The following is a 22,782-nucleotide window of genomic DNA, read 5'->3' as shown; positions in this document are numbered from 1 at the left end:
GGTAAATCCAGTCCATAGTTACGCCATCAAGCCCCATACATACCGGTAAACCGCTATAGTTAAATGCCGCCATAAACTGAATGACAAAAAACAGTGAAACCATGAACGGAGCAAAGCGCGAAAACATGTATGACATACCTTTCACTATATCTGTGTCGCTGCGATAATGGTCAGAATTATAACCATAAATCACTGACGCAAGCCCTATCCCTATCGACAATATGCATGGCGCTCCGTCGTGCAGTGGCGAATCGACATACCTGCCCGTTACTCCACGGACGATATTCCACGGCCCCCAGGCCAACAGTGCATATGCAGTAAAATATGCTGCTGACACAAATGCTGCTGACACGAGCGATTTCTTTTCCTTACCGGACAGTTTTCTCTCCCGTCGGACAATACGCCACAACACACCGCCCAGGCCGGAATGCGTAAACAGTCCTACTGACATGAAAAAAATTATTACAATATAAAGAGCCGGCGACGACATAAGATTCTCTTCTGTATATCTGAGAAACCATCTTAACGCTTCCGTACTTATTATATTCTTTACTCCATTCCATGCATATACACTACCCACCCATGAAAGCACAGCCACGAGCCACCAGAGTAGGAAAAACACTGTAGCGGGATGTATTATGCTTCTATTCCTCATCAGGTTCAAGATTGTCGATATCAAGTATTCTGAGTTCGAATGCGCGTGTCACGAGCCTGCAGGCATTCACGCCTACCCTCTCGTCCGAACGGAACAGTCTGTTTATCAGTTCATTCTGTCTTTTCTCGATTGATTTCACTCCGAACGGCATAGCCTTAAGATTTGTTATCATCTCTTTGGTATATCCAAGAGCCAGATGGCGGAGTAAACGTTCGTCATACTCATCGATATCATAATTGATTATGGCTTCCTGACGTCTTTGTTCCGCAGCAACACTCTGTTTGAATCGTGCCACTATCTTCTCCAGAATAGGATAATTGAATACAAGCTTCTTACCTTCCATCACGGCCTGCACATCAACGGCCGTCAACAGTTCTCCGGTCTTCAGAATTATACCGTCGGCACCTGCATTAAGAGCATCAACCCACAATTTCTCATTAAGCACCTCCCCTGTAAATATAAGAACCTTTATTTCAGGCCTCTCTCTGTGAAGTCGTGCACATATCTCCACGCCTATTGTGGTGGAACCGCCCAATCCAAGATCCAGCAATACCAAATCTGGAGTCTTCGTTTCCATCAGCGACCAGAATTCAGCCTCTGTCATGGCTGTTCCAATCACCTCGGCATTTGGTATCTCATGACGGAAGATTTCCTCCGTACCTTTCAACTCAAGCTTTACGTCCTCAACTATTATTACTTTAAACTTTTCCATATTGTGTGTATCTTAAATTTCAATTTTAAACTCTTCCTTTTTACTGTTTTTCAACGGTACGGTAAACCATACTGAAAAACCTTTTCCATCGTCCATCACCTTTGCATTAATCCTGCATCCTCTTCGTCCGGCAAACTCATCATGATCTCTGATAATCTGTTTGCAAATCAGGTACTCAGCTCCGGAAAGCACATCTCCGTTATCCGACCTTTTCACTTTGGCACTGTCCGGATAAAACAGCAGATTCAGTTCCTGCTGTGTATAATTACGCCTTCTGTCAACAAAGTCAAATCTGGCAAAACCATCTTCAGCTCCTGCATACAACGATATCTCACCACATCCATTGTACCTCAATGCTTCATTTATAAGATTCTCAAACATAAAGCGCAGAAGGATTTCATCGCCAACTACCGTATATTCTTTGTCTACAGAGATTCTCAAGTCAGGATAGTCAGACATTCGCCTTACCGACTTGCGATAATATTTCTCTGCATAAGCCATAAGGTCTGAAACATTTACAAACGAGCGACGAAATGTTACTCCATCAAGCATACGTGAAGCATACGACGAAAGAAGTGTAAATATTTCTTTATAATATGTCACCAATTCGTCCATATCGCCAAGCCTTGTTTCCATGCTCCTTGCGTCACCATCTCCGGCATAACCGTCTTTCACCTCTTCCACTATCTTCCTAAGTCTTCCGGGATAATAAATAGTTTCATGCTTGATGGTCGAAAGACAATTATCAAGCACAAGATTCTGAACGTGCAAGGTATTTTCCTCATGTTCGGCCCTTGCTGTTTCATCCTTGGCAAGTTCAATGTCCTGAAAACGTTTCTCCACCTGGACTATTGTATGATACAATGCCACGCCAAGGTACTCACTCACCAATTCAAGCAAAATCCTGTCTTCCTCGCGTACCGACTTTTCATCGCACTTCAGTCCGATAACCCCTATACACTTCACCTCATTGGGGGAATCAACACGCAAAGGCAGAAAAAACCATTGTTTGTCGCGGTCATATATAATACTTCTGCGAATATACGATTTATCAAGCTTATCCAAAAGAGTTTCATCACTACAGTCAGAATACCATGAATATTCCAACTTGCCGTCCGCTTCGTCAAATATCCCTATTACGAGATTCTCGATGGTAATCAGCTCATTGATATCACGGAACAATGTATCGACGGTTCTTGAACAGATTTCAGAAGTCTTTTCAGGAGTTTCGCCATAGACAGATGCGGAAAACACTGTCTGATTGATGGTAAGAACCTGCTCCATGTTATACCTGTAATGCAGCATGCGTCGGAGATATATCACATAGTAGGCCACTAAACCTACAACAATCAGTACCACGAAAAGCATTATCGCCACCATCTTGTTGTTTGCAGATTTCTGCATATTCTGGCAATAGTGTTCCAGTGATTTATCTTCGCTTATCTGTTTGTATAATGTAGTATAAGCCTTGTTGTTGTAATAATATTTTGAAAAGTTCTTGACAGCAAGACTGGCTACCGCCACTTCGTTTCTGATATCGAGGATTATATAATAGTCAGTATCAAACCTATCGTTCAGCCATACCAGCTCCGGAGCATCATCCTTGCTATTAGTATCAAGCAATGGTCCTTTCCTGCCTGAATACTTCAGATAGTGCATATTCATATAATGGAAAGCACTGTCGGCCAGAGTCAATGCATTCTGATAATCTGCCCTGACGTTGCTTTCGTAAACCATATTTGCATAAGTATTGGCTATTGACAAAAGACTGTCATACCCGGTCACAACATAACTTTCTTCTACAGACGGAACAGTATTTAAAGAAGAGTCTGCCGAAGCTGCAAACGCGGATGAGAATGAAACCAACAATGCTATTACGGACAATACTTTCCTTACACCTTTAGGCAAACGGAAATAAAAACGGCTTCCTTTTCCCGGTTCACTTTCGATACCGAACGTACATACGCTAAACACAGGACTTGTCTTCTTATACTTGTCGATAATCCCCTTGCAGTTCATTAGTCCGAAACCATGCCCTTTCTGCTTTGTCAATTCGGCAGAATTGCTTGCCGTTTCCATACCTATGCTGCCGGAATCATATACTTTCTCTTTCAGGATACGGTCTACATCCGACGATGACAAGCCCGGTCCGTTATCCTTTACAGAAACCTCCACATAGTTTTCACCCTCAACGGCAGAAAGAGTTATTTCCCCACCTGCCGGAGTGTACTTACGTGCATTCTCAGCAAGGGTGTTTATCATAAACAGAGTAAGAGCCTTGTCGGCCTTTACCACCAAATCAGAATCGTGGATATTCAGAGTCTGCTTTTTTATCTCAAAAGCACGCTTGCCCTTTGCTATGACAGAAAACAGACTGTCAAGATCGAAATTCTCAATATTCAGACTTATATCACCCTGTTTCATCTTTATCCATACAGCCAGGATGTCATTGTAATCGTTGATTTTAGACAACAGTTCGTCTATATACTGTAACTTTCCGTTTCTCACGGCATCATCCTTGGCAAACGAGGCATTTCTGAGTTTCTTCACCTCGTTTATCACCCTGTCTATGTATGGCACAATACCGTTCACTATAGCCACACAGGCTTTCTTCATTTCGTTCTGCCGCTTATTGTCGGCTATATGCATACGGTGGATATATTCTTCCTGTTCCAGACGTATTCTGGTATCGGCAAGCATCATCAGATTCAATCCGTTCTCCAAAGTCCATGCCATATACGGAGTGATAAGCCTCATCATAGACAGTTCGTCACGCCTTAACCTACCATTCTTTTTGAGCCACAACCGCCCTACAGACTCATTCTTGCCGGGAGCAGTCATGTCGAGAACCGGAGTTTTTCCGTCTACCACCCATTCGGGCCTTTCACCATCGTTTTCGGACGACAACAGTTCTATCCACAAATCATCAGACCCGGTTATGCTTAACACATCAAGTCTTACCGCCTTCTCCACTGCGCATACCACATCCTCAGGACCGGAAGCCTCTTCAGGTACGGCAGCAGTAATATTACGGCATACTAACAGAACCTTATTAAGTTTGTCGATATACAGATTATTGCGTATTCTCCAGAACTTGTTCAACAGAATAAGAACAACGGCAAGGATAAAAAAGCCAAGCACCACCATCAATAGCAGTATATTAAGAAGATACGATTCTCTGTCAAGTGCTGCATAACGGCTTTCCAGTTCCTTGTCCTGGCGCGTATAGTCAAGAATGTCAAGATAGATGTTTCTGTTGTAATCGGACTGAGGTTTCATACCCATGGCGGAGTAAGTACGGCTCAGCTGCTCCCTTAGTCGTGCAATCCACTCAGGCACAGTCTTTATTCCATCATTGTTTATCCATTTCAGTTCCAGTGAATAAGGGAAATCCTTTATGCAGGTCTTCAGTCTGTCGGTAGTATCGGTGCAGGCATAATATTTTTCGTGATGCTTATTCACTAACTGAAGCGCAGTGTCAAGCAATGGAAGTGCACGTTCCGGCGTACCGGTATAATTATAATATGTAGCCATTGTTCTGTATGCCCCCGAAATCTGATACCAGTCGCCATATTCACGGAATAGTTTCAACGAACGTTCCGCAAGATTAAGCGGCAGACTGTCAACCGGACATTCGTCCTCATTTACAATTTCCAGCCACCCTTTACGCTTCTGCAAGAGCAAGTTCCTGTTAGATCTGAAGTTAAGAATCTCTGCCATAGCCTGCAGGGAATTAGCCTCAAAATACTTGTATTCCAAATCATGTGATAATCTGAGGCAGTCCATAAGATAGCCAAACTCACCTATCACAATATCTTCCGGTGTTGCTGCGGAATACATACCGCCTGAGCCCCTCATATACATATAATACAGGAACTGGGCTGTATCTGCTTCTATCTTGTCTACATTTATGGCATCGATTTCCGACAAAGACTCTTTTTCCTGCTGTAAGTAGTAGAAATATACTCCGGACGTAATATGAAATTCAGACAAGGCATAATTGAAACGGGCGGAAAGAACAGAATCTGTTTCCACCACCTTGTCCTGCTTAATCCTCTTGATACGCCTCTGCGCCCTGTTTCTGTAGTCATAAAACTCTTTGTTTGAAGATGTCCGCTGGCAGATTTTCATCAGCCCCACATCTGCCACAAGACACTCGACCTCATTGTCCGACAATTCGACGACCGAGGTGAACAGTTTCATGGATTTCTCAAAATCCATTTTCATATATGCACAAAAGCCCATATTGTTCAACACTTCAGGATATACCGAATAGTTCGGAGCGGCCAACTGATATGCCTGTTCCGCCAAAGACGCTGACTTGGAAAGGTCCTTGTACCTCAAATGATATGAAAGTGTATTCAAAGAATCAATCTCAGAAGTTACGGCATCATCTACCCTATACCTATGGCATGAAAAAACGGCCATAAGCAACGTAAACATAACCAACAAATCGAAGATTCTCTTCATATCCACCTCCATTATATTATTTAGAATAAATAGATACAATCATTTAAACAAAAAGGTTGTATCACTCCCACTTAGCCGAAGTAATACAACCCTCTAAATAAAGCGTTGCCCAAACATTATTTCTTAGATTCTTCCAAAGAAACTTTTCTAAATTCTTTCAACACTTTTTCCAAATCCAAAGATGCCTTGCGTGCACGTGTTCCTGCAGCTTTGTTACCTTTTTCAGCCTGCTGAGTAGCATCAGCAATAAGAGCTGCGCTCAATTCCTGAATCTTTACAATTAATTCGTTCATAAATTATAATTTATTAAATTTTTAAATACCAAAACCGTTTATAATAAACCGCTTAGTATTCCCAAAGTAAATACAAAAACTTGGATTTGCATCATGGTAGATATAATATTTTACATCATTTAACCAAAAAGTCACAATCTTATATCTTATTATCTATTAGTATGTTCCGTTTTTTTACAAAACAGAAAAAAAATGATGAAGAAAATACTATTTTATACAAACCACCTCAATCTCCAAAACATTTACCGTGGTGGAATCAATACGGAAACGATTGTCAGTCCTCGCGCCTACCAGCCACACTATTTCTTCGCCTGAAGTAACCACCATCACTTTCTCTTTCTCGAACAACGAAAGCTTCCTGTCGCGAAGATAATCACGGACTTTCTTGAATCCCTTCATTCCGAAAGGAACAAACTTGTCGCCGGACTGCCACTTTCGCAGTTTAAGCTCACCACATAGTTTGTCCGCATCAATATAGGCTATATCGTTTCTCTTTGGAACCACAAATCCGGAATCTGCCTTAAGCCTTCTCACACTGAGTTTGACGTTATCATCGTCCGAATCCTTTTTCTTCAGCAAAAGGCTGTTTCTGTCCCTCAGCAATGTCCACTCATTTGCATAGAACATTTTTCCGGATGTAGACTTCAAGCTTCTTTCTATATCCTTTATCTGCGATGAATTAAATCCCAATGGCGAAAGCCACTCGAACAGGACAGCCTGGGGAGCAACCTCATTCATCAGTTTCTCTATAGAGACAGTATCCGGAGCAAGCATTACACGTTCCAATGATGCAGCCATAGCATGTCTGTAAACAGCAGCCACATCGGCCAGACGCGAAGCGGTTTCTGAAACAGAATCACAGAATGAAGGATTTATCTGCTTGAACAAAGGTATAATGTCGAGCCTTATCTTGTTACGGGTATATACATTCTCCAAGTTCGTGCTGTCCGTAACATAATCCTGATTCAAACGGTGCAGATACTCTAAAATATCCTCACGCCCCACTTCAAGCAGAGGCCTTACTATAAAACCGTTCTTAGGCATTATCCCTTTCAGACCGTTTATTCCTGTACCACGCGAAAGATTCAGCAGGAATGTTTCCACGCTGTCATCCTTATGATGCGCCACGGCAATATATGCAGCCTCATGCTTTTGCCTGATTTCATCAAACCAGGCATATCTTAGTTCACGTGCAGCCATTTCTATCGACAATCCATTATTCCTTGCATAATCGGCTGTCTGGAAATGCACGACCTCAAGAGGAACAGAAACTTCCGTACACAATGCCCTGACAAAAGCCTCATCCCTGTCCGATTCCTCACCACGTAAATGGAAGTTACAATGTGCAGCCACACAGTCATAACCCAACGACAACAGAACCCTAAGCAAAGCCACCGAATCGGCACCGCCACTAAGAGCAACAATCAGCCTGTCATCACGACCGAACAGCACTTTCTCGTTTATATATCTTTCTATCTTTCGTTTTAACATACTGCAAATGTATGCATTTTTGGACGGACAACGTATAAAACAGCATATATTTTATTGCAACAGAAGAATAATATCCTTTAGGAGAAAACCGCCAGACAAACTTTATTATTTAAAAACAATCTAAATAGCTTGCATAAACAGTTACTATCTTCTATCTTTGCCGAAAAATACAAAATCAATGAAACTATCTGAACTCAAAACCGGAGAAAAAGGAGTTATAGTAAAAGTATTGGGACACGGAGGTTTCCGCCGCAGGATAATCGAAATGGGATTTATCAAAGGGAAAACCGTGGAAGTGATACTGAACGCTCCGCTTAAAGACCCTATCAAATACAAAATAATGGGATACGAGATATCATTACGCCGTCAGGAAGCGGAAATGATAGAAATTATCAGTGAGGAAGAAGCACGCAACACCAATTCGGCTACATCGCTGTACGACCCGATATCGGAAAATATCCCTGTAACTGAAAAACAGATGAAAGCCCTTGCACAAGGGAAACGACGCACTATAAACGTAGCTTTGGTGGGAAACCCGAACTGCGGAAAGACCTCCTTATTTAATATCGCATCAGGCGCACATGAGCATGTAGGCAACTATAGCGGCGTAACAGTGGATGCCAAGGAAGGTTTCTTCGACTTCCAGGGCTATCATTTCCGACTTGTCGACTTGCCGGGAACATACTCCCTTTCGGCCTACAGTCCGGAAGAGCTGTACGTTAGAAAACATATCATAGAAGAGACTCCGGACGTGATAATCAACGTGGTGGACTCAGGAAACATAGAGCGTAACCTGTACCTCACAACCCAGCTCATTGACATGAACGTGAGAATGGTCATCGCACTGAACATGTACGATGCACTTCAAAACAGCGGCAACACTCTTGACATAAAGAAACTGAGCCAGTTGCTCGGAGTACCTGCCGTACCTACCATAAGCCGCACGGGCGAAGGTATAGACGAACTGTTCCACGTCATTATCGGGCTGTACGAAGGTGCCGACTTCATGGGACAGAAAGAGGAGATACAGAACGAGGCTCTTCAGGAATACCGCAAATGGCACGACGCTTATGTGCCTGACCACAAATACGGAAGCCACAAGGAGGAGGAAAACGATTTCACTCCAAAGAACTTTATCCGACATATCCATATCAACCATGGTCCTGAACTGGAAAGAAGTATAGAGGCCGTCAAAAAGGAAATCGGAAAGATAGAGAATATCAGGCATAAATACTCCACACGTTTTCTGGCTATAAAGATGCTTGAAAACGACAAAGATATAGAGCGCCGTATCATTTCCGATATGCCTAACGCCGACACCATAATAGACATCAGAAACAAAGAGGCTGAAAGGCTGAAGACGGTAATGAACGAGGACAGCGAACAGGCTATCACGGACGCCAAGTACGGTTTCATATCCGGAGCACTGAAAGAAACATATACGGACAACAACCAGAATACAGAGATGTTCACCCGGATAGTGGACAGCATCGTGACTCACAGAATTTGGGGCTTCCCTATCTTCTTCATATTCCTGTACATCATGTTCGAAGGTACATTCGTCATAGGCGACTACCCTATGCAGGCCATAGAATGGTTGGTTGGCGTAATAGCGCAGGCTGCTGAATCATTCATGCCGGCAGGACCTCTGAAAGACCTTGTCATTGACGGTATCATAGGAGGTGTGGGAGGTGTGATAGTGTTCCTTCCAAACATCCTCATACTGTATATGTTCATATCCATAATGGAAGACTCAGGCTACATGGCACGTGCGGCGTTCATCATGGACAAGATAATGCACAAGATGGGACTTCACGGAAAATCATTCATTCCTCTTATCATGGGATTCGGATGTAACGTACCTGCCATAATGGGTTCACGCATCATAGAAAGCCGCAAGTCAAGACTCGTCACAATGCTTATCACCCCACTCATGTCGTGCAGCGCACGTCTGCCAATCTATCTGATACTTATCGGAGCCTTCTTCCAGAGCCACGCCAGCCTTGTATTGCTCGGCATTTACAGTATCGGCATCATATTGGCTATAATCATGGCAAGGATACTCAGCAAATTCATAGTGAAGGATGACGATACGCCGTTCGTAATGGAGCTGCCGCCTTACAGAATGCCTACAGCCAAATCCGTGTTAAGACATACATGGGAGAAAGGTGTGCAATATCTGAAAAAGATGGGAGGTATAATAATGGTGGCATCCATCATCATATGGTTCTTAGGATATTATCCGAACCATGAGCAATACTCCACTCAGGCAGAACAGCAGGAAAACTCATACATCGGCCAGATAGGTAAAGCCATTGAGCCGGTGATTGAGCCTCTCGGTTTCGACTGGAAGATGGGAATAGGAATACTCTCCGGAGTAGGTGCCAAGGAGCTTGTAGTAAGTACATTAGGTGTGTTGTATGCCGGCGATGAGAAAGTAAGCAGTGAGAACCTTGCCGAACGGTTGAACATTACCCCATTGGTGGCATTCGGCTACATGCTGTTTACTCTGATATATTTCCCTTGCGTAGCTACGATAGTGGCTATAAAACAGGAATCGGGAAGCTGGAAATGGGCTGTATTTGCCGCTGTATATACTACAGTCCTGGCCTGGATAGTTTCTTTCCTTGTATTTCAAATCGGAAAACTCTTCTTGTAAATGGATATACAGACTATAATAATAGGTATAATAATAATTCTGTGTATGTGTTTCGTAGGACTTCGCATATACAGACTGTTATCCGGCAAAGGTAAGTCCGCCTGCGATTCATGTGCCGGATGCGCACTCAAAAATGCATGCGAAAAGAAAGTGGAAAATGTAAAGAAATAAAGTTCTGAGCGAACCGGCATTTTCTCTATCTACAGACTTTGTTTTTGTAAATACAACTTATATTTATAAAAACAAAGTCTGTTTTTATATATCTATAATCTATATATAGAGAAAATGAACCGATGAAATCATTTTAATGTAAGCATTCGAACAAGATTTAAACGCCTTTTAAATACTGTTTAAATACCATTTAAATCCTTTTTAAGGTCCATCAATTAATAATTTTATTTATGTTTGCAAAGTAAACAAAAATAATATCCAATATGAATCAAATCTCTCAGTTAAATGAACACAACAAGCAGGAATACCCTCCTATGCACACCTGCGAACACATTGTGAACCGAACAATGATAAACCTCTTCGGATGCGGAAGAGCAGTATCGGCACATATAGAAAAGAAGAAAAGTAAACTGGACTATGCCTTGCCTCAGCCATTGAGCGACGAAGACATCACTAAATTAGAAGAAACAGTAAACAGCGTTATTGCCCAACACTTAGACGTGACTGTAGAGTATATAACGCAGAAAGAAGCCGTAGGACGCTTCGACATGAAACGACTGCCGGAAAATGCATCAGACACTGTCAGAATTGTGAAAGTAGGCGATTATGATGAATGCCTGTGCATAGGACTTCACGTAAACAATACCTCCGAAATAGGAACATTCAAAATTATCAGCCACGATTACAACGAAGGTATTTTAAGAATTAGATTTAAACTGGTATGAAGCATTCAAATAAAAGAAGAAAGAAAAAAGGCAATAGCGGTATGAAGTGGAAACTCCTGATACTTACAGCAATAATCTTAGGCGCAGGAGCATATTATATCTACTCATCAAACGGAATGAGAGTAGAACTGCCCGACAAATCGGATATACAGCAAACATTAGAAAAGACCGCACACGAGGCCGACAAACTGAAAGATGAACTTATCTCGAAGGCGGAAAACATTAAGCCAATAGTTGAGAACATCAGAACAGGCAACGATACAGAAACAAGCACAGTCGAAGCACCGAAACTGAATTTAGAAATACCCGTATATACATATCCGAGGAGATACAAAAAAGAGATAGTGCTTTACAGAACTGGATATACTGTTTCGTATAATGAATACTATAAGAATCCTAACTGGGTGGCATGGGAACTGACCAGAGAAGAAACCAAAGGAGAAACGGAAAGATACGACAAATTCATGCCTGACCCGGACCTGTCTGAGCCGAGAGTGGTACACAAAGACTATACTAAAAGCGGATATGACAGGGGACATATGGCTCCGGCAGCGGATATGAAATGGAGCAAACAGGCTATGATAGAGTCATTCTACATGAGCAACATCTGTCCCCAGACAGGCAATCTGAACCGTGGCGACTGGAACGATTTAGAGGAATTATGCAGAGATTGGGCAGAGAAATACGGAAGGATATACATCGCATGCGGCCCTATATTCGATTCCAAATCACCGAAAAGAATAGGTGGACACAAGGTTGCCGTACCTGACAGATTCTTCAAGGTTGTACTTATCTACAATAGAAAGAACCCTATCGCAATGGGATTTATTTTCAGGAATATCGCCCATTCACAAGATATAGACAAATACATGGTGACAGTGGACAGTGTGGAAAATGTAACAGGAATGGACTTCTTCTCGAAACTGCCGGACGATGTGGAAAACAGGATAGAGAGTATTATTCCAAATCTACCTAAAAAATGATAATCGCATCATATGTTGTAATAAAATATGCCGTAAAGCAAACTTTTTGACATAAAAGTTAGGAATTCAATATTATTTAGTTACTTTTGCAAAAATGAATGAAGAAGCCAGAAATAAGACAAACATATGAATGTAGCCATCATAAAATATAATGCGGGAAACATATTCTCTGTGGACTATGCCTTAAAGCGTATAGGAATAACACCTGTCATTACATCGGACAAGGAAACACTACTTAAAGCTGACAAAGTGATTTTCCCGGGAGTGGGTGAAGCGGGAACTACCATGAGATATCTCAAGGAACAGAATCTTGACACCCTGATAAAGAATCTGAAACAACCGGTTCTCGGAATTTGCCTTGGAATGCAGCTGATGTGCAGATATTCGGAAGAAGGAAATACCGACTGCCTTGGTATATTTGACACCGAAGTAAAAAGATTCTGTCCGGAAAATCATCACGACAAGGTGCCACATATGGGATGGAACACCATCGACAATACAGTCAGCCCATTGTTCAAAGGTTTTGACAAAAGCGAATATGTGTATTTCGTACATAGCTACTATGTTCCGCTAAACGATTTCACGGCTGCACAGACAAACTATATTCTGCCTTACAGTTCGGCATTGCATAAAGACAACTTTTATGCCACACAGTTCCACCCTGAGAAAAGCGGAAAGACGGGAGAAAGAATCCTGCGGAATTTCATAGAACTATAAAACATATTTTATTATGATAGAAATAATTCCAGCCATAGATATAATAGACGGGAAATGTGTCCGTCTTTCAAAAGGTGACTACGACTCAAAGAAAATATATAACGAAAATCCGGTTGAGGTAGCTAAAGAATTTGAAGCATACGGCATAAGACGATTGCATGTGGTGGACCTCGACGGTGCGAAATCAAATCATATTGTCAACTACAGGATTCTGGAGCAGTTAGCCGGAAGGACTTCTCTTATAATTGATTTCGGTGGAGGTATAAAATCGGATGAAGACCTTATTATAGCTTTCGACAACGGAGCACAGATGGTCACCGTAGGCAGCATTGCTGTAAAGAAGCCGGAACTGTTCGAGAAATGGCTGAACAGATACGGCCATGAACAGATTATCTTGGGAGCCGACGTTAAGGACGGCAAAATCGCCATTAACGGATGGAAGGAAGAAAGCGACATAATGCTTGAAGATTTCCTGAAAGAATACGAATCAAAAGGAGTATCAAAAGTCCTCTGTACCGATATAAGCAAGGACGGAATGATGGAAGGTCCTTCCATAGAACTCTATAAAAGCATAATGGCCAACCACCCTGGAATGCATCTTATAGCCAGCGGAGGAGTAAGCTGTCTGGATGATATTTACAGACTTGACGAGGCAGGCATTCCTGCTGTAGTCTTCGGAAAAGCCATTTATGAAGGCAAAATCAGACTCAAAGATTTGGCCGATTTATCAAACTCTGACAAACAGGACTGAATATGCTTGCAAAAAGAATTATACCATGCCTTGACATAAAGGACGGACAGACCGTGAAAGGCACAAACTTCGTCAATCTTCGTCAGGCCGGCGACCCGGTGGAATTAGGAAAAGCCTATAGCGAACAGGGAGCCGACGAGCTTGTGTATCTTGACATCACAGCAAGTCATGAAGGAAGAAAGACATTCACAGACCTTGTGAAACGGATTGCAGCCCATATAAACATCCCTTTCACCGTTGGAGGAGGAATCAATGAGCTGAGCGATGTAGACAGACTGTTGAACGCCGGAGCCGACAAGGTTTCCATAAACTCGTCTGCCATAAGAAATCCGAAGCTTGTAGATGATATAGCCAAACATTTCGGCTCCCAGGTATGCGTGGTGGCTATCGATGCCCGCAGCACTGCCTCCGGATGGAAATGCTATCTGAACGGAGGAAGAGTGGAAACAGACAGATATCTCTACGAATGGGCAAAGGAAGTGAACGAACGTGGTGCAGGAGAAATCCTGTTCACAAGCATGGACCACGACGGCGTGAAGACAGGATACGCAAACGAAGCTTTGGCACATCTGAGTGACACGCTCGACATCCCCGTTATAGCATCCGGAGGAGCCGGAAAGATGGAACACTTCAAGGATGCCTTTACTTTAGGGAAAGCCGATGCGGCACTTGCGGCAAGCGTCTTCCATTTCGGAGAGATACCTATTATGAGACTGAAAGAGTATCTTCATAAAGAAGGTATTTCAGTAAGACTTTAAACTTATACATTAACCAAAAACTATTTATAAATTTATGGAATTGAATTTTGACAAAATGAACGGACTCGTTCCGGCCATCATACAGGACAACTACACTCAGAAAGTGCTCATGTTAGGCTTTATGAATGAAGAAGCATATCAGAAAACCGTTGAAACAGGCAAAGTAACTTTCTTCAGCCGCACCAAAAACAGACTATGGACCAAAGGCGAAGAAAGCGGTAACTTTCTGAACGTAGTATCAATAAAGGCCGATTGCGACAACGACACACTTCTTATTATGGTAAACCCTGTGGGTCCTGTGTGCCACCTTGGTACAGACACTTGCTGGGGCGAAAAGAACGAACAGGATATCATGTTCCTTAAAGAACTTCAGGATTTTATCGACAAGCGTCACGAAGAAATGCCGGAAAAATCATACACTACAAGCCTGTTCAAATCAGGTGTCAATAAAATGGCGCAGAAAGTAGGTGAAGAAGCCGTTGAAACAATAATCGAGGCTTGCAACGGAACCGACGAAAGACTGATTTATGAGGGAGCCGACCTTATCTATCACCTTATAGTATTGCTTACTTCAAAAGGTTACCGCATTGAAGATTTGGCAAGAGAACTGAAGGAACGCCACAGTGAGACATGGAAAAAACATTAATCGATGAGCGAAGAAGCACTTATATCATACAATAATGTAAGCATCTGGCAGCAGGAGCAGGAAGTTCTTGAGGGTATTAACTTCAGCATCAATCCCGGCGAGTTTGTCTATCTTATAGGTAAGGTGGGCAGCGGAAAATCCACATTCCTGAAATCAATCTACGGCGAACTTGACATAAAGGACGGTAACGCAACAGTCTTGGGATATGATATGAAAACCATCAAGAGAAAGCATATCCCTGCATTAAGGAGAAGGATAGGCATTGTGTTTCAGGACTTTCAGCTTCTTACAGACCGTACGGTAAAAGAAAACCTGGAATTTGTCCTTAAAGCTACAGGGTGGAAAAACAACAATGATATTCAGTTAAGAATATCCGAAGTTCTCACCCAGGTAGGGATGGACACCAAAGGCTACAAGATGCCTAACGAACTGTCAGGAGGCGAACAGCAGCGTATAGTAATTGCAAGAGCTATTCTGAACAAGCCGGAACTGATATTGGCCGACGAACCTACCGGAAATCTCGACGTAGAAACAGGCCACCGCATAGTGGAACTTCTAAGAGAAATCTGTTCGCAAGGCTCTGCCATAATTATGACCACACATAACATGAATTTGCTCTCTGAATACCCCGGCAAAGTGTACAAATGTGAGTCACACAAGTTAGAAGAGCAGCAAAATTCATAAAAAAGACAAACAGGAGCGTAAAAATGGCATAAAAACAAATAGGAATTGATTATTATTGCTAAATTTGCGTTCTGATATTTAATTATTAACAATCCATTAAAATTCGAAACGTAAAATGAAGGTTTTAAAGTTTGGAGGAACATCAGTAGGCTCTGCACAGAGAATGAAAGATGTTGCCAAATTGATTTCTGACGGTGAGCAGAAAATAGTAGTACTCTCCGCAATGTCGGGTACAACTAACACATTAGTTGAAATTTCGGATTATCTGTACAAGAAAAATCCTGAAGGTGCGAATGAAATCATCAACAAGCTGGAATCAAAGTATAAACAGCATATCGATGAACTTTATTCTACTGAAGAATATAAACAGAAGACATTGGAGTTCGTAAAGTCAGTATTTGACTATATCCGTTCATATACAAAAGACATTTTCACTTTGTTCGAAGAAAAGGTTATCCTTGCACAGGGAGAAATCATTTCTACAAATATGGTGACAAACTACCTTTGCGAACAAGGAGTCAACGCAGTTCTTCTCCCTGCATTGGAATATATGCGTACAGACAAGAACAGCGAACCTGACCTGACTTATATCCGTGAGAAATTGGCTCTTCAGCTTGAAGCTAATCCGGGATACGAAATCTATATCACTCAGGGATATATCTGCCGCAACGCTTACGGAGAAATAGACAACCTGCAGAGAGGCGGTAGCGACTATACAGCATCTCTTATCGGTGCTGCTGTCAACGCTTCTGAAATCCAGATTTGGACAGACATCGACGGTATGCACGACAACGACCCTCGTATCGTTGAAAAAACTTCTCCGGTACGTCAGTTACACTTCGAAGAAGCTGCAGAACTGGCTTATTTCGGTGCAAAGATTCTTCACCCTACATGTGTACAGCCTGCCAAATATGCAAACATCCCTGTAAGACTGCTCAACACTATGGAGCCAAGCGCACCTGGTACTCTTATCTCTAACGAAACAGAGAAAGGCAAAATCAAGGCTGTAGCAGCTAAGGACAATATCACTGCTATCAAGATTAAGTCAAGCCGTATGCTGCTTACTCACGGATTCCTCCGCAAGGTATTCGAAATCTTCGAAAGCTACCAGACTGCTATCGATATGGTTTGTACTTCAGAAGTTGGCGTATCGATGTCTATCGACAATACCAAGCACCTCAACGAGATAGTAGACGACCTGAAGAAATACGGTACAGTCACTGTAGACCAGGATATGTGTATCATATGCGTAGTAGGTGATTTGGAATGGGAAAATGTAGGTTTCGAATCAAGAGCTCTTCAAGCAATGAAGGAAGTTCCTGTTCGTATGATTTCATACGGAGGAAGCAACTACAACATTTCTTTCCTTATCCGCGAAGAAGATAAGAAACGCGCACTGCAGTCTCTGAGCGATGTTTTATTCAACAACAAATAAACATCTATAATATAAAGGCGAATGGCTGTGGATAAAAATATCCAGACCATTCGCTTTTTTCATAAAGATAATAGCTACAAACGAACTTCAAAAAACAGAACATTTTATGAAAGGTACATTCCCTATAGGAAAATTCCGCGAAATGGAAACACCATTCTACTATTATGATGCAAACCTGCTTCGCGAAACTCTCCAGACAATAAAGAATGAGAGTGGCAAATACAACAAGTTCTGCGTTCACTATGCAGTTAAGGCTAATGCCAATCCAAAAATACTTAGCATTATACGCGAAAGCGGACTCGGTGCCGACTGTGTGAGCGGAGGTGAAATCAAGGCGGCCATCAAAGCCGGATTTCCCCCAAGCAAGATAGTATATGCCGGAGTCGGTAAGACAGACTGGGAGATAAACCTCGGACTGGACTATGACATATTCTGTTTTAACGTAGAATCTGTTCCGGAACTTGAAATAATCAACGAGCTTGCTGCAGCCAAAGGCAAGATTGCGAGAGTGGCTTTCCGTATCAATCCTGATGTGGGCGCACATACACATGCCAATATCACAACCGGTCTGGCAGAAAACAAGTTCGGTATCAGCATGAACGATATGGACTATGTAATCGACCGTGCACTGGAGATGAATAATGTGAAGTTCGTAGGACTTCATTTCCACATCGGTTCTCAGATTCTTGATATGGGCGACTTCGTTGCTCTCTGCAACAGAGTAAACGAACTGCAGGAAAAGCTGTTTGCACGCCAGATTATAGTAGAACACATCAATGTAGGCGGTGGACTCGGTATAGACTATGCTCACCCTAACCGTCAGCCGATACCTGATTTTGCAGAGTACTTCAAGACATACCACAAACATCTGCGCCTTCGTCCGCAGCAGACACTGCATTTCGAATTGGGACGTGCAGTCGTAGGACAGTGCGGTAGTCTTATCACAAAAGTGACATACGTTAAACAGGGAACAAACAAGCAGTTTGCCATCGTTGATGCAGGTATGACAGACCTTATCCGTCCTGCACTCTATCAGGCATACCACAAGATAGAAAACATCACATCGGACGAAGCTGTAGAGGCATACGACGTGGTAGGTCCTATCTGCGAATCATCCGACGTTTTCGGAAAAGCTATCGACCTGAACAAGACTAAGAGAGGCGACCTGATAGCACTTCGTTCAGCCGGAGCATACGGTGAGATAATGGCTTCTGCATACAACTGCAGAACTCTCCCACAAGGTTATACTTCCGACGAACTTATCTAAAGAAACAAAACACACACATCAACAGGCTCCTTCATGGTGAAAAATAAAACCATCGGAGGAGCCTTTTTTCTGAAATTTTTGAACTACTTTTGCATGATTTTTCAGAAAACCTAATAGAAACATGACACACATAGACTACAATCCGGTTATACTAATCATGATGTCTTTCTGCGGACTCCTGTTTTTAGTACAGTTATATTATTTTCTGGTCCCTTACAGCAGACTGTTCAGGAGCAACAGACAACAGGACAAACTACCCGAGAACACCAACTGTCCCCCACTCTCCGTAATAATGGTGACAAAAGATTCTGCAAGTATGCTCAAGGAAAACCTGCCTTCCATACTCGAACAGGACTATCCGGAGTACGAGGTGATAGTGGTAAACGACGAATCGGCAGGCGAGGATGAGGACATACTGAAGATTCTGTGCAGCCGGTATCCGCACCTCTACCGCACGTTTATACCGAAATCCGCCAGATATGTAAGCCGGAAGAAACTCGGAATAGCCATGGGAATAAAAGCCAGCAAATATGACTGGATAGTAGTGACCGAACCATACTGCAAGCCTGTAAGCAAGAACTGGCTGAAAAGCATGGCAAGAAACTTCTTACCGGGAACAGACATCGTATTGGGGTACTGCAATTATTACGGCGGTAAAGGCTTCTTCCTGAAAAGAATCATTTCGGACATGCTCATCGTGTCAATGAGATTTTTAGGGAAAGCTATCAGCGGAAATCCATACATGGGAATAGGCAGAAACATGGCATACCGCAAGGATATATACCTCAAGCACAAAGGTTTCTACAACCAGCTTACCCTTTCGAGAGGAGATGACGATTTGTTCATAAACGAGATTGCGGACAGGAACAATACTAAAGTCTGCGCCTGCTCGGACAGCATAATGCGTATGCCTACACCTAAATACAGGAAAATCTGGAAAGACGATAAAATAAGCTACGAGGTAACCGGAAGCCGTTATAAAGGAATGGCAAGGCTCTCCAACAGCATAGAGACATGGTCGGCCATGCTTTTCAATATTTCCTTCATAGTATCGTTGTGCATCGGCATAGTATGCAGGGAATGGATATTCACGGCAAGCGTGTGCGCTGTATGGATAATAAGAACCATCATTGCAATGACCGTTTACTGCAAGACTGCAAAAGCTATGGGAGAAAAGGTGTCAGCATTCCTTTTCATCTACGATTTGCTAAGACCGCTCTACAGCATGAGTCTGAAAACCGGATATATCACCCGCAACAAGAGCGACTATATGCGCAAATGACAGCAGTCAATCAGACTGTTCTATTTATTGAACAGCTCAAATGTAAACTTACAACCTATCGAAGTAAACTTGCCACGCTCATTTCCTACGAAGATACCGGCATCGAAGATATGGGTTCCGATACCATATCCTACCTCAAAATAAGGGTTTAGGTGAGGCATAAACAATATACCTGCATATATTCTTTCCTTCTGAATGAAGGAAAGAAGCTTGCTGACAGGATACAACAATATGAAAGGCGACTCGTAAGTCATATTCCCCCCCACATAATGACTCGAAGCATTATACCATCTGCTGTCCAGCATCTGGAAAGTCCCCCCGATATCGTCATTCCATCCCTGCGGAAGATTTCTGTTTGAGAAGTTTATATAATCCACAAAGTACATATCCTCCTGATTGAGGAAGAAACCGCACCCTATGTGATAGGCTATGTGATGTATATTCCTTACCTTTATAACCTGCTCTGCCGAAAGTTCCAGTCTTTCATATCCACCCGAACTCTTGAACACACGTATTCCCCTTTCATAATCGGCTATGAAAGTCGGGTAATACGAGCCTACGTTCACCTTTCTGTTGCCGTTCATATAGTAATACATTCCCGGAGTCCATTCCACACGCAAGCGCGGCGCAAAACTGTTATACCGCGAACGTACTCTTGCATCAAGTTCAGGAGTACTTTTCGTATATCTCCAGTGCATGGACAGACCGGTCCACAGACTGAACCCGTTCAATATCTCTATATTGTGCGAAAGGTTTACATAGATATCTTTGAAGTAATCCAGGTTTAGACCGTCGAACGAGAAAGTACTGTCAGGCATAGCCTCAAGCTGGTCGAGCACCACACTACTGTAGATTCTGTTACCGTTTCCCACATGCAGCTCCACCGCCCCATGCTTACGCGGATTATAGACATACTCGGCATCGACCTTTGCATACAGTTCCTTCTTCGTAAAGTTGAAACCTATCTGCGGAGCTATCCTCAAAAGTCGTCCGTCGTAGAACAGGTTGTTATATTTGTAAGATTGCCTGTAAGATATACCGTTGCGGTGACTGTAGCTCAGGAGCAACGGGTTTATGATAGGCGAACAGTTGATACTTCCCACTTTCGGGAGGTCTATATCGTATGAATTGATAAGCGCATCGCCCACCTGTCCGAGAAATACCTGACTTTTAGGCTTACTCAGATTATCAATAGAATCCTGTATCTGCTTCTGCCTGTCCTCAATCCTCCGCTCAATTTTATCCTTGTACATAAGTTCCTCTTCATCCGTAAGAGGGAAAGGCCTCATTCTTGAAAACGAATCTATGTCCGTAACAAGTCGGCTGGTGTCACACGTCAGAGTGTATGAGCTTGACAGATTATACTTGTTTCTGTCCTTTTTAAGTCGCATAACCTCTCCTTGTTCGGCAAATTTCACTTCCGTATAATCCAGCCATCCTGAATACCTCATCTGCAAATGGTTCTTCAGAAACCTGAAATGCATATCGAGGTCCATATAGCACGGAAGATATTTCGTCTGAGGCGTATTGCCCATGAATGCCTTAATCCTGAAGTCAACAAGGTCATACTCTCCGCTGAAATCGAAACTGTATACAGACCAGTCGTCGGCATACAGCCATATATACCCCTCCACCAACTTTGTACTCTTGTATCTTGGCTGCACACGTATCTTGTAACAGTTTTTGTTGTCTATCACCGTCCGGCTGTCGAGTATATATTTATAATGTATCTTCGACTGGTTGTTAAGCGGCGACATCACCTTGTCCCCCATCAGCGACGATGAATAGATATTGAACTTTATATAGTCCATAATATCAAACACGTGTCCTTTCTGGCTCTTGAAGGTCGAGACCATTGCCTTAATCTTTCTGTCGTAAATGGACGGAGCCGTATATTGGAGTTCACTGATAGATTCGTGCATATAATTGCTTATACTGTCCTCAAGCTTGAACATCGACGGTATGTACTTTATTATCCTGTTCCTGTGATGCACCGTAACGACACCCTTCAGATAAAGATTTGCCTTAAAACCCTTCACCTCGTTGGAGTACATGGATGCAGACGAATAGACCTTGCCGAGAATCGAGTCGGGAACAACGCAGTCCTTGGGAAACAGCGAGATTATATTCTCCGATTTCCCAATAAAAGGCATCATGCAGACAATAAGCAAAAGCAGATGCGTCAATTCAATTCTCAGATATTTGAACATACACCTCATATCAGAAACAAAAATACACAAAACACCTATGAAACTTTTATTTTTAATCGTAAAAAGAGTTTTTTTTAATTTTTATTCTTACCTTTGTGCTATATAACACGTTTTTATAACATCTATGGTGAAAAAAGAATTATCTGAAACTGAGATTGCCGAGAGTATTCCCGATTTATGGCAACCATTAACAGACGCTCAAAAAGATTATTTAGCGCAGAACTTCACAATACAGAAGTACAAGAAAAACGAAACTATATATTGTGAAGGAGAAACACCTAAGCACTTGATGTGCCTGCTGAAAGGGAAGGTGAAGATATATAAAGACGGGGTCGGCGGAAGAAGCCAGATAATAAGAGTTATCAAAGACAAAGAATACTTCGCTTACAGAGCGTATTTTGCCAACGAAAACTTTGTTACCGCAGCTGCTGCATTCGAGCCTTGCACAATATGTCTGATACCAATGACATGCATAGTGAAACTGCTTGAAGAAAATGCCGAATTAGGACTGTTCTTCATCAGACAGTTGTCCATAGACTTGGGTATTTCGGACGAAAGAACAGTAAGCCTTACGCAGAAGCACATTCGCGGAAGACTGGCTGAATCGCTGCTGTTCCTGAAAGATACATACGGAGTGGAAGAGGACCAGTGTACGCTGAGTATCTACCTCTCGCGCGAAGACCTGGCAAACCTTTCGAACATGACTACTTCGAATGCCATTCGCACACTGTCAAACTTTGCTTCAGAGAAACTTATAATCATTGACGGAAGAAAGATAAAACTTATCAACGAAGAGAAACTGAAGAAAATAAGCAAAATAGGCTGAACCGCCAAAGATGATATTTGGAAACGAAATGTCCGATACAAGGTTTG

At 42.5% G+C, this 22,782-nt stretch carries 19 protein-coding genes; 13 read left to right on the top strand and 6 right to left on the bottom strand.

The window, feature by feature from the left end; genetic code table 11:
- The 5 genes from QZ379_RS03640 to tilS all read right to left on the bottom strand — a co-directional run.
- Positions 1 to 655, bottom strand: a 655-nt coding sequence (locus QZ379_RS03640; protein WP_291558474.1) for an AbgT family transporter, incomplete at its 3' end; no start/stop codon positions are given.
- Entirely contained in the window at positions 645 to 1,367 is a 723-nt protein-coding gene (locus tag QZ379_RS03635) for a DUF5932 domain-containing protein (protein ID WP_291558472.1), read from the bottom strand. The genes QZ379_RS03640 and QZ379_RS03635, both read right to left, overlap by 11 nt.
- A gap of 12 nt (positions 1,368 to 1,379) precedes the next feature.
- A complete protein-coding gene (locus tag QZ379_RS03630) occupies positions 1,380 to 5,837 on the bottom strand; it encodes a DUF5113 domain-containing protein (protein ID WP_291558470.1) in 4,458 nt (1,485 codons plus the stop codon).
- A 116-nt stretch (positions 5,838 to 5,953) separates the two neighbouring features.
- Entirely contained in the window at positions 5,954 to 6,130 is a 177-nt protein-coding gene (locus QZ379_RS03625) for a histone H1 (RefSeq protein ID WP_291558468.1), read from the bottom strand.
- A gap of 207 nt (positions 6,131 to 6,337) precedes the next feature.
- A complete protein-coding gene (gene tilS / locus QZ379_RS03620) occupies positions 6,338 to 7,621 on the bottom strand; it encodes a tRNA lysidine(34) synthetase TilS (protein WP_291558466.1) in 1,284 nt (427 codons plus the stop codon).
- Between the two features lie 178 nt (positions 7,622 to 7,799).
- On the opposite strand from tilS, the gene feoB reads away from it, so the two are divergent.
- The 12 genes from feoB (at position 7,800) to QZ379_RS03560 (ending at position 19,699) form a co-directional block, all read left to right on the top strand.
- Positions 7,800 to 10,280 carry a ferrous iron transport protein B gene (gene feoB, locus QZ379_RS03615; RefSeq protein ID WP_291558464.1) on the top strand — a complete coding sequence of 827 codons (2,481 nt, stop codon included), beginning with the start codon at positions 7,800 to 7,802 and terminating at the stop codon, positions 10,278 to 10,280.
- On the top strand, positions 10,281 to 10,451 hold the full coding sequence (locus QZ379_RS03610) for a FeoB-associated Cys-rich membrane protein (RefSeq protein WP_291558462.1): 171 nt from the start codon (positions 10,281 to 10,283) through the stop codon (positions 10,449 to 10,451).
- Between the two features lie 263 nt (positions 10,452 to 10,714).
- On the top strand, positions 10,715 to 11,176 hold the full coding sequence (locus QZ379_RS03605) for a hypothetical protein (protein ID WP_291558460.1): 462 nt from the start codon (positions 10,715 to 10,717) through the stop codon (positions 11,174 to 11,176).
- A complete protein-coding gene (locus tag QZ379_RS03600) occupies positions 11,173 to 12,159 on the top strand; it encodes a DNA/RNA non-specific endonuclease (RefSeq protein ID WP_291558458.1) in 987 nt (328 codons plus the stop codon). The genes QZ379_RS03605 and QZ379_RS03600 overlap by 4 nt, the downstream gene beginning before the upstream one ends.
- Positions 12,160 to 12,285: 126 nt before the next feature.
- Positions 12,286 to 12,876: an imidazole glycerol phosphate synthase subunit HisH gene (hisH, locus tag QZ379_RS03595; RefSeq protein ID WP_291558456.1), complete on the top strand. Its 591-nt coding sequence runs from the start codon at positions 12,286 to 12,288 to the stop codon at positions 12,874 to 12,876.
- Positions 12,877 to 12,889: 13 nt separating this feature from the next.
- On the top strand, positions 12,890 to 13,627 hold the full coding sequence (gene hisA / locus QZ379_RS03590) for a 1-(5-phosphoribosyl)-5-[(5-phosphoribosylamino)methylideneamino]imidazole-4-carboxamide isomerase (protein WP_291558454.1): 738 nt from the start codon (positions 12,890 to 12,892) through the stop codon (positions 13,625 to 13,627).
- 2 nt (positions 13,628 to 13,629) lie between these two features.
- Positions 13,630 to 14,385, top strand: coding sequence for an imidazole glycerol phosphate synthase subunit HisF (gene hisF, locus QZ379_RS03585; RefSeq protein WP_291558452.1), 756 nt, complete (start codon positions 13,630 to 13,632; stop codon positions 14,383 to 14,385).
- Between the two features lie 34 nt (positions 14,386 to 14,419).
- Complete coding sequence (gene hisIE, locus QZ379_RS03580) at positions 14,420 to 15,031, top strand: bifunctional phosphoribosyl-AMP cyclohydrolase/phosphoribosyl-ATP diphosphatase HisIE (RefSeq protein ID WP_291558450.1); 612 nt, start codon at positions 14,420 to 14,422, stop codon at positions 15,029 to 15,031.
- 3 nt (positions 15,032 to 15,034) lie between these two features.
- The gene (locus QZ379_RS03575) at positions 15,035 to 15,715 is read left to right on the top strand and encodes an ATP-binding cassette domain-containing protein (protein WP_291558448.1); all 681 of its coding nucleotides are present in this window, start codon (positions 15,035 to 15,037) and stop codon (positions 15,713 to 15,715) included.
- A gap of 115 nt (positions 15,716 to 15,830) precedes the next feature.
- Entirely contained in the window at positions 15,831 to 17,150 is a 1,320-nt protein-coding gene (locus QZ379_RS03570) for an aspartate kinase (RefSeq protein ID WP_291558446.1), read from the top strand.
- Between the two features lie 106 nt (positions 17,151 to 17,256).
- A complete protein-coding gene (gene lysA, locus QZ379_RS03565; protein ID WP_291558444.1) occupies positions 17,257 to 18,417 on the top strand; it encodes a diaminopimelate decarboxylase in 1,161 nt (386 codons plus the stop codon).
- A 121-nt stretch (positions 18,418 to 18,538) separates the two neighbouring features.
- Positions 18,539 to 19,699, top strand: a complete 1,161-nt coding sequence (locus tag QZ379_RS03560) for a glycosyltransferase (protein ID WP_291558442.1) — start codon at positions 18,539 to 18,541, stop codon at positions 19,697 to 19,699.
- A gap of 20 nt (positions 19,700 to 19,719) precedes the next feature.
- Here QZ379_RS03560 and QZ379_RS03555 read toward each other — a convergent pair whose 3' ends face one another.
- Positions 19,720 to 21,918 (bottom strand): DUF5686 family protein, encoded by a 2,199-nt coding sequence (locus QZ379_RS03555; RefSeq protein ID WP_291558440.1) that lies wholly within the window; start codon positions 21,916 to 21,918, stop codon positions 19,720 to 19,722.
- A 115-nt stretch (positions 21,919 to 22,033) separates the two neighbouring features.
- Between QZ379_RS03555 and QZ379_RS03550 the strand changes: the two genes are divergently transcribed.
- Positions 22,034 to 22,735, top strand: a complete 702-nt coding sequence (locus QZ379_RS03550) for a Crp/Fnr family transcriptional regulator (RefSeq protein WP_291558438.1) — start codon at positions 22,034 to 22,036, stop codon at positions 22,733 to 22,735.
- Positions 22,736 to 22,782: the final 47 nt, after the last annotated feature.

The sequence above is a fragment of the Bacteroides sp. genome, from assembly GCF_019417265.1.
Taxonomy (GTDB): domain Bacteria; phylum Bacteroidota; class Bacteroidia; order Bacteroidales; family Bacteroidaceae; genus Phocaeicola.
The sequence above is the reverse complement of the archived record's forward strand: the minus strand, read 5'-3'. Positions and strand labels throughout refer to the sequence as shown.

Bases quoted from the DNA above. Each gene is read 5' to 3' on its own strand.
- QZ379_RS03550 (WP_291558438.1), top strand. From the start codon at position 22,034: ATGGTGAAAAAAGAATTATCTGAAACTGAGATTGCCGAGAGTATTCCC.
- QZ379_RS03625 (WP_291558468.1), bottom strand. From the start codon at position 6,130: ATGAACGAATTAATTGTAAAGATTCAGGAATTGAGCGCAGCTCTTATT.
- feoB (WP_291558464.1), top strand. From the start codon at position 7,800: ATGAAACTATCTGAACTCAAAACCGGAGAAAAAGGAGTTATAGTAAAA.
- hisH (WP_291558456.1), top strand. From the start codon at position 12,286: ATGAATGTAGCCATCATAAAATATAATGCGGGAAACATATTCTCTGTG.
- QZ379_RS03605 (WP_291558460.1), top strand. From the start codon at position 10,715: ATGAATCAAATCTCTCAGTTAAATGAACACAACAAGCAGGAATACCCT.
- hisA (WP_291558454.1), top strand. From the start codon at position 12,890: ATGATAGAAATAATTCCAGCCATAGATATAATAGACGGGAAATGTGTC.
- QZ379_RS03610 (WP_291558462.1), top strand. From the start codon at position 10,281: ATGGATATACAGACTATAATAATAGGTATAATAATAATTCTGTGTATG.
- lysA (WP_291558444.1), top strand. From the start codon at position 17,257: ATGAAAGGTACATTCCCTATAGGAAAATTCCGCGAAATGGAAACACCA.
- hisF (WP_291558452.1), top strand. From the start codon at position 13,630: ATGCTTGCAAAAAGAATTATACCATGCCTTGACATAAAGGACGGACAG.
- QZ379_RS03600 (WP_291558458.1), top strand. From the start codon at position 11,173: ATGAAGCATTCAAATAAAAGAAGAAAGAAAAAAGGCAATAGCGGTATG.
- QZ379_RS03570 (WP_291558446.1), top strand. From the start codon at position 15,831: ATGAAGGTTTTAAAGTTTGGAGGAACATCAGTAGGCTCTGCACAGAGA.
- QZ379_RS03575 (WP_291558448.1), top strand. From the start codon at position 15,035: ATGAGCGAAGAAGCACTTATATCATACAATAATGTAAGCATCTGGCAG.
- hisIE (WP_291558450.1), top strand. From the start codon at position 14,420: ATGGAATTGAATTTTGACAAAATGAACGGACTCGTTCCGGCCATCATA.
- QZ379_RS03635 (WP_291558472.1), bottom strand. From the start codon at position 1,367: ATGGAAAAGTTTAAAGTAATAATAGTTGAGGACGTAAAGCTTGAGTTG.
- QZ379_RS03555 (WP_291558440.1), bottom strand. From the start codon at position 21,918: ATGAGGTGTATGTTCAAATATCTGAGAATTGAATTGACGCATCTGCTT.
- QZ379_RS03630 (WP_291558470.1), bottom strand. From the start codon at position 5,837: ATGAAGAGAATCTTCGATTTGTTGGTTATGTTTACGTTGCTTATGGCC.
- tilS (WP_291558466.1), bottom strand. From the start codon at position 7,621: ATGTTAAAACGAAAGATAGAAAGATATATAAACGAGAAAGTGCTGTTC.
- QZ379_RS03560 (WP_291558442.1), top strand. From the start codon at position 18,539: ATGACACACATAGACTACAATCCGGTTATACTAATCATGATGTCTTTC.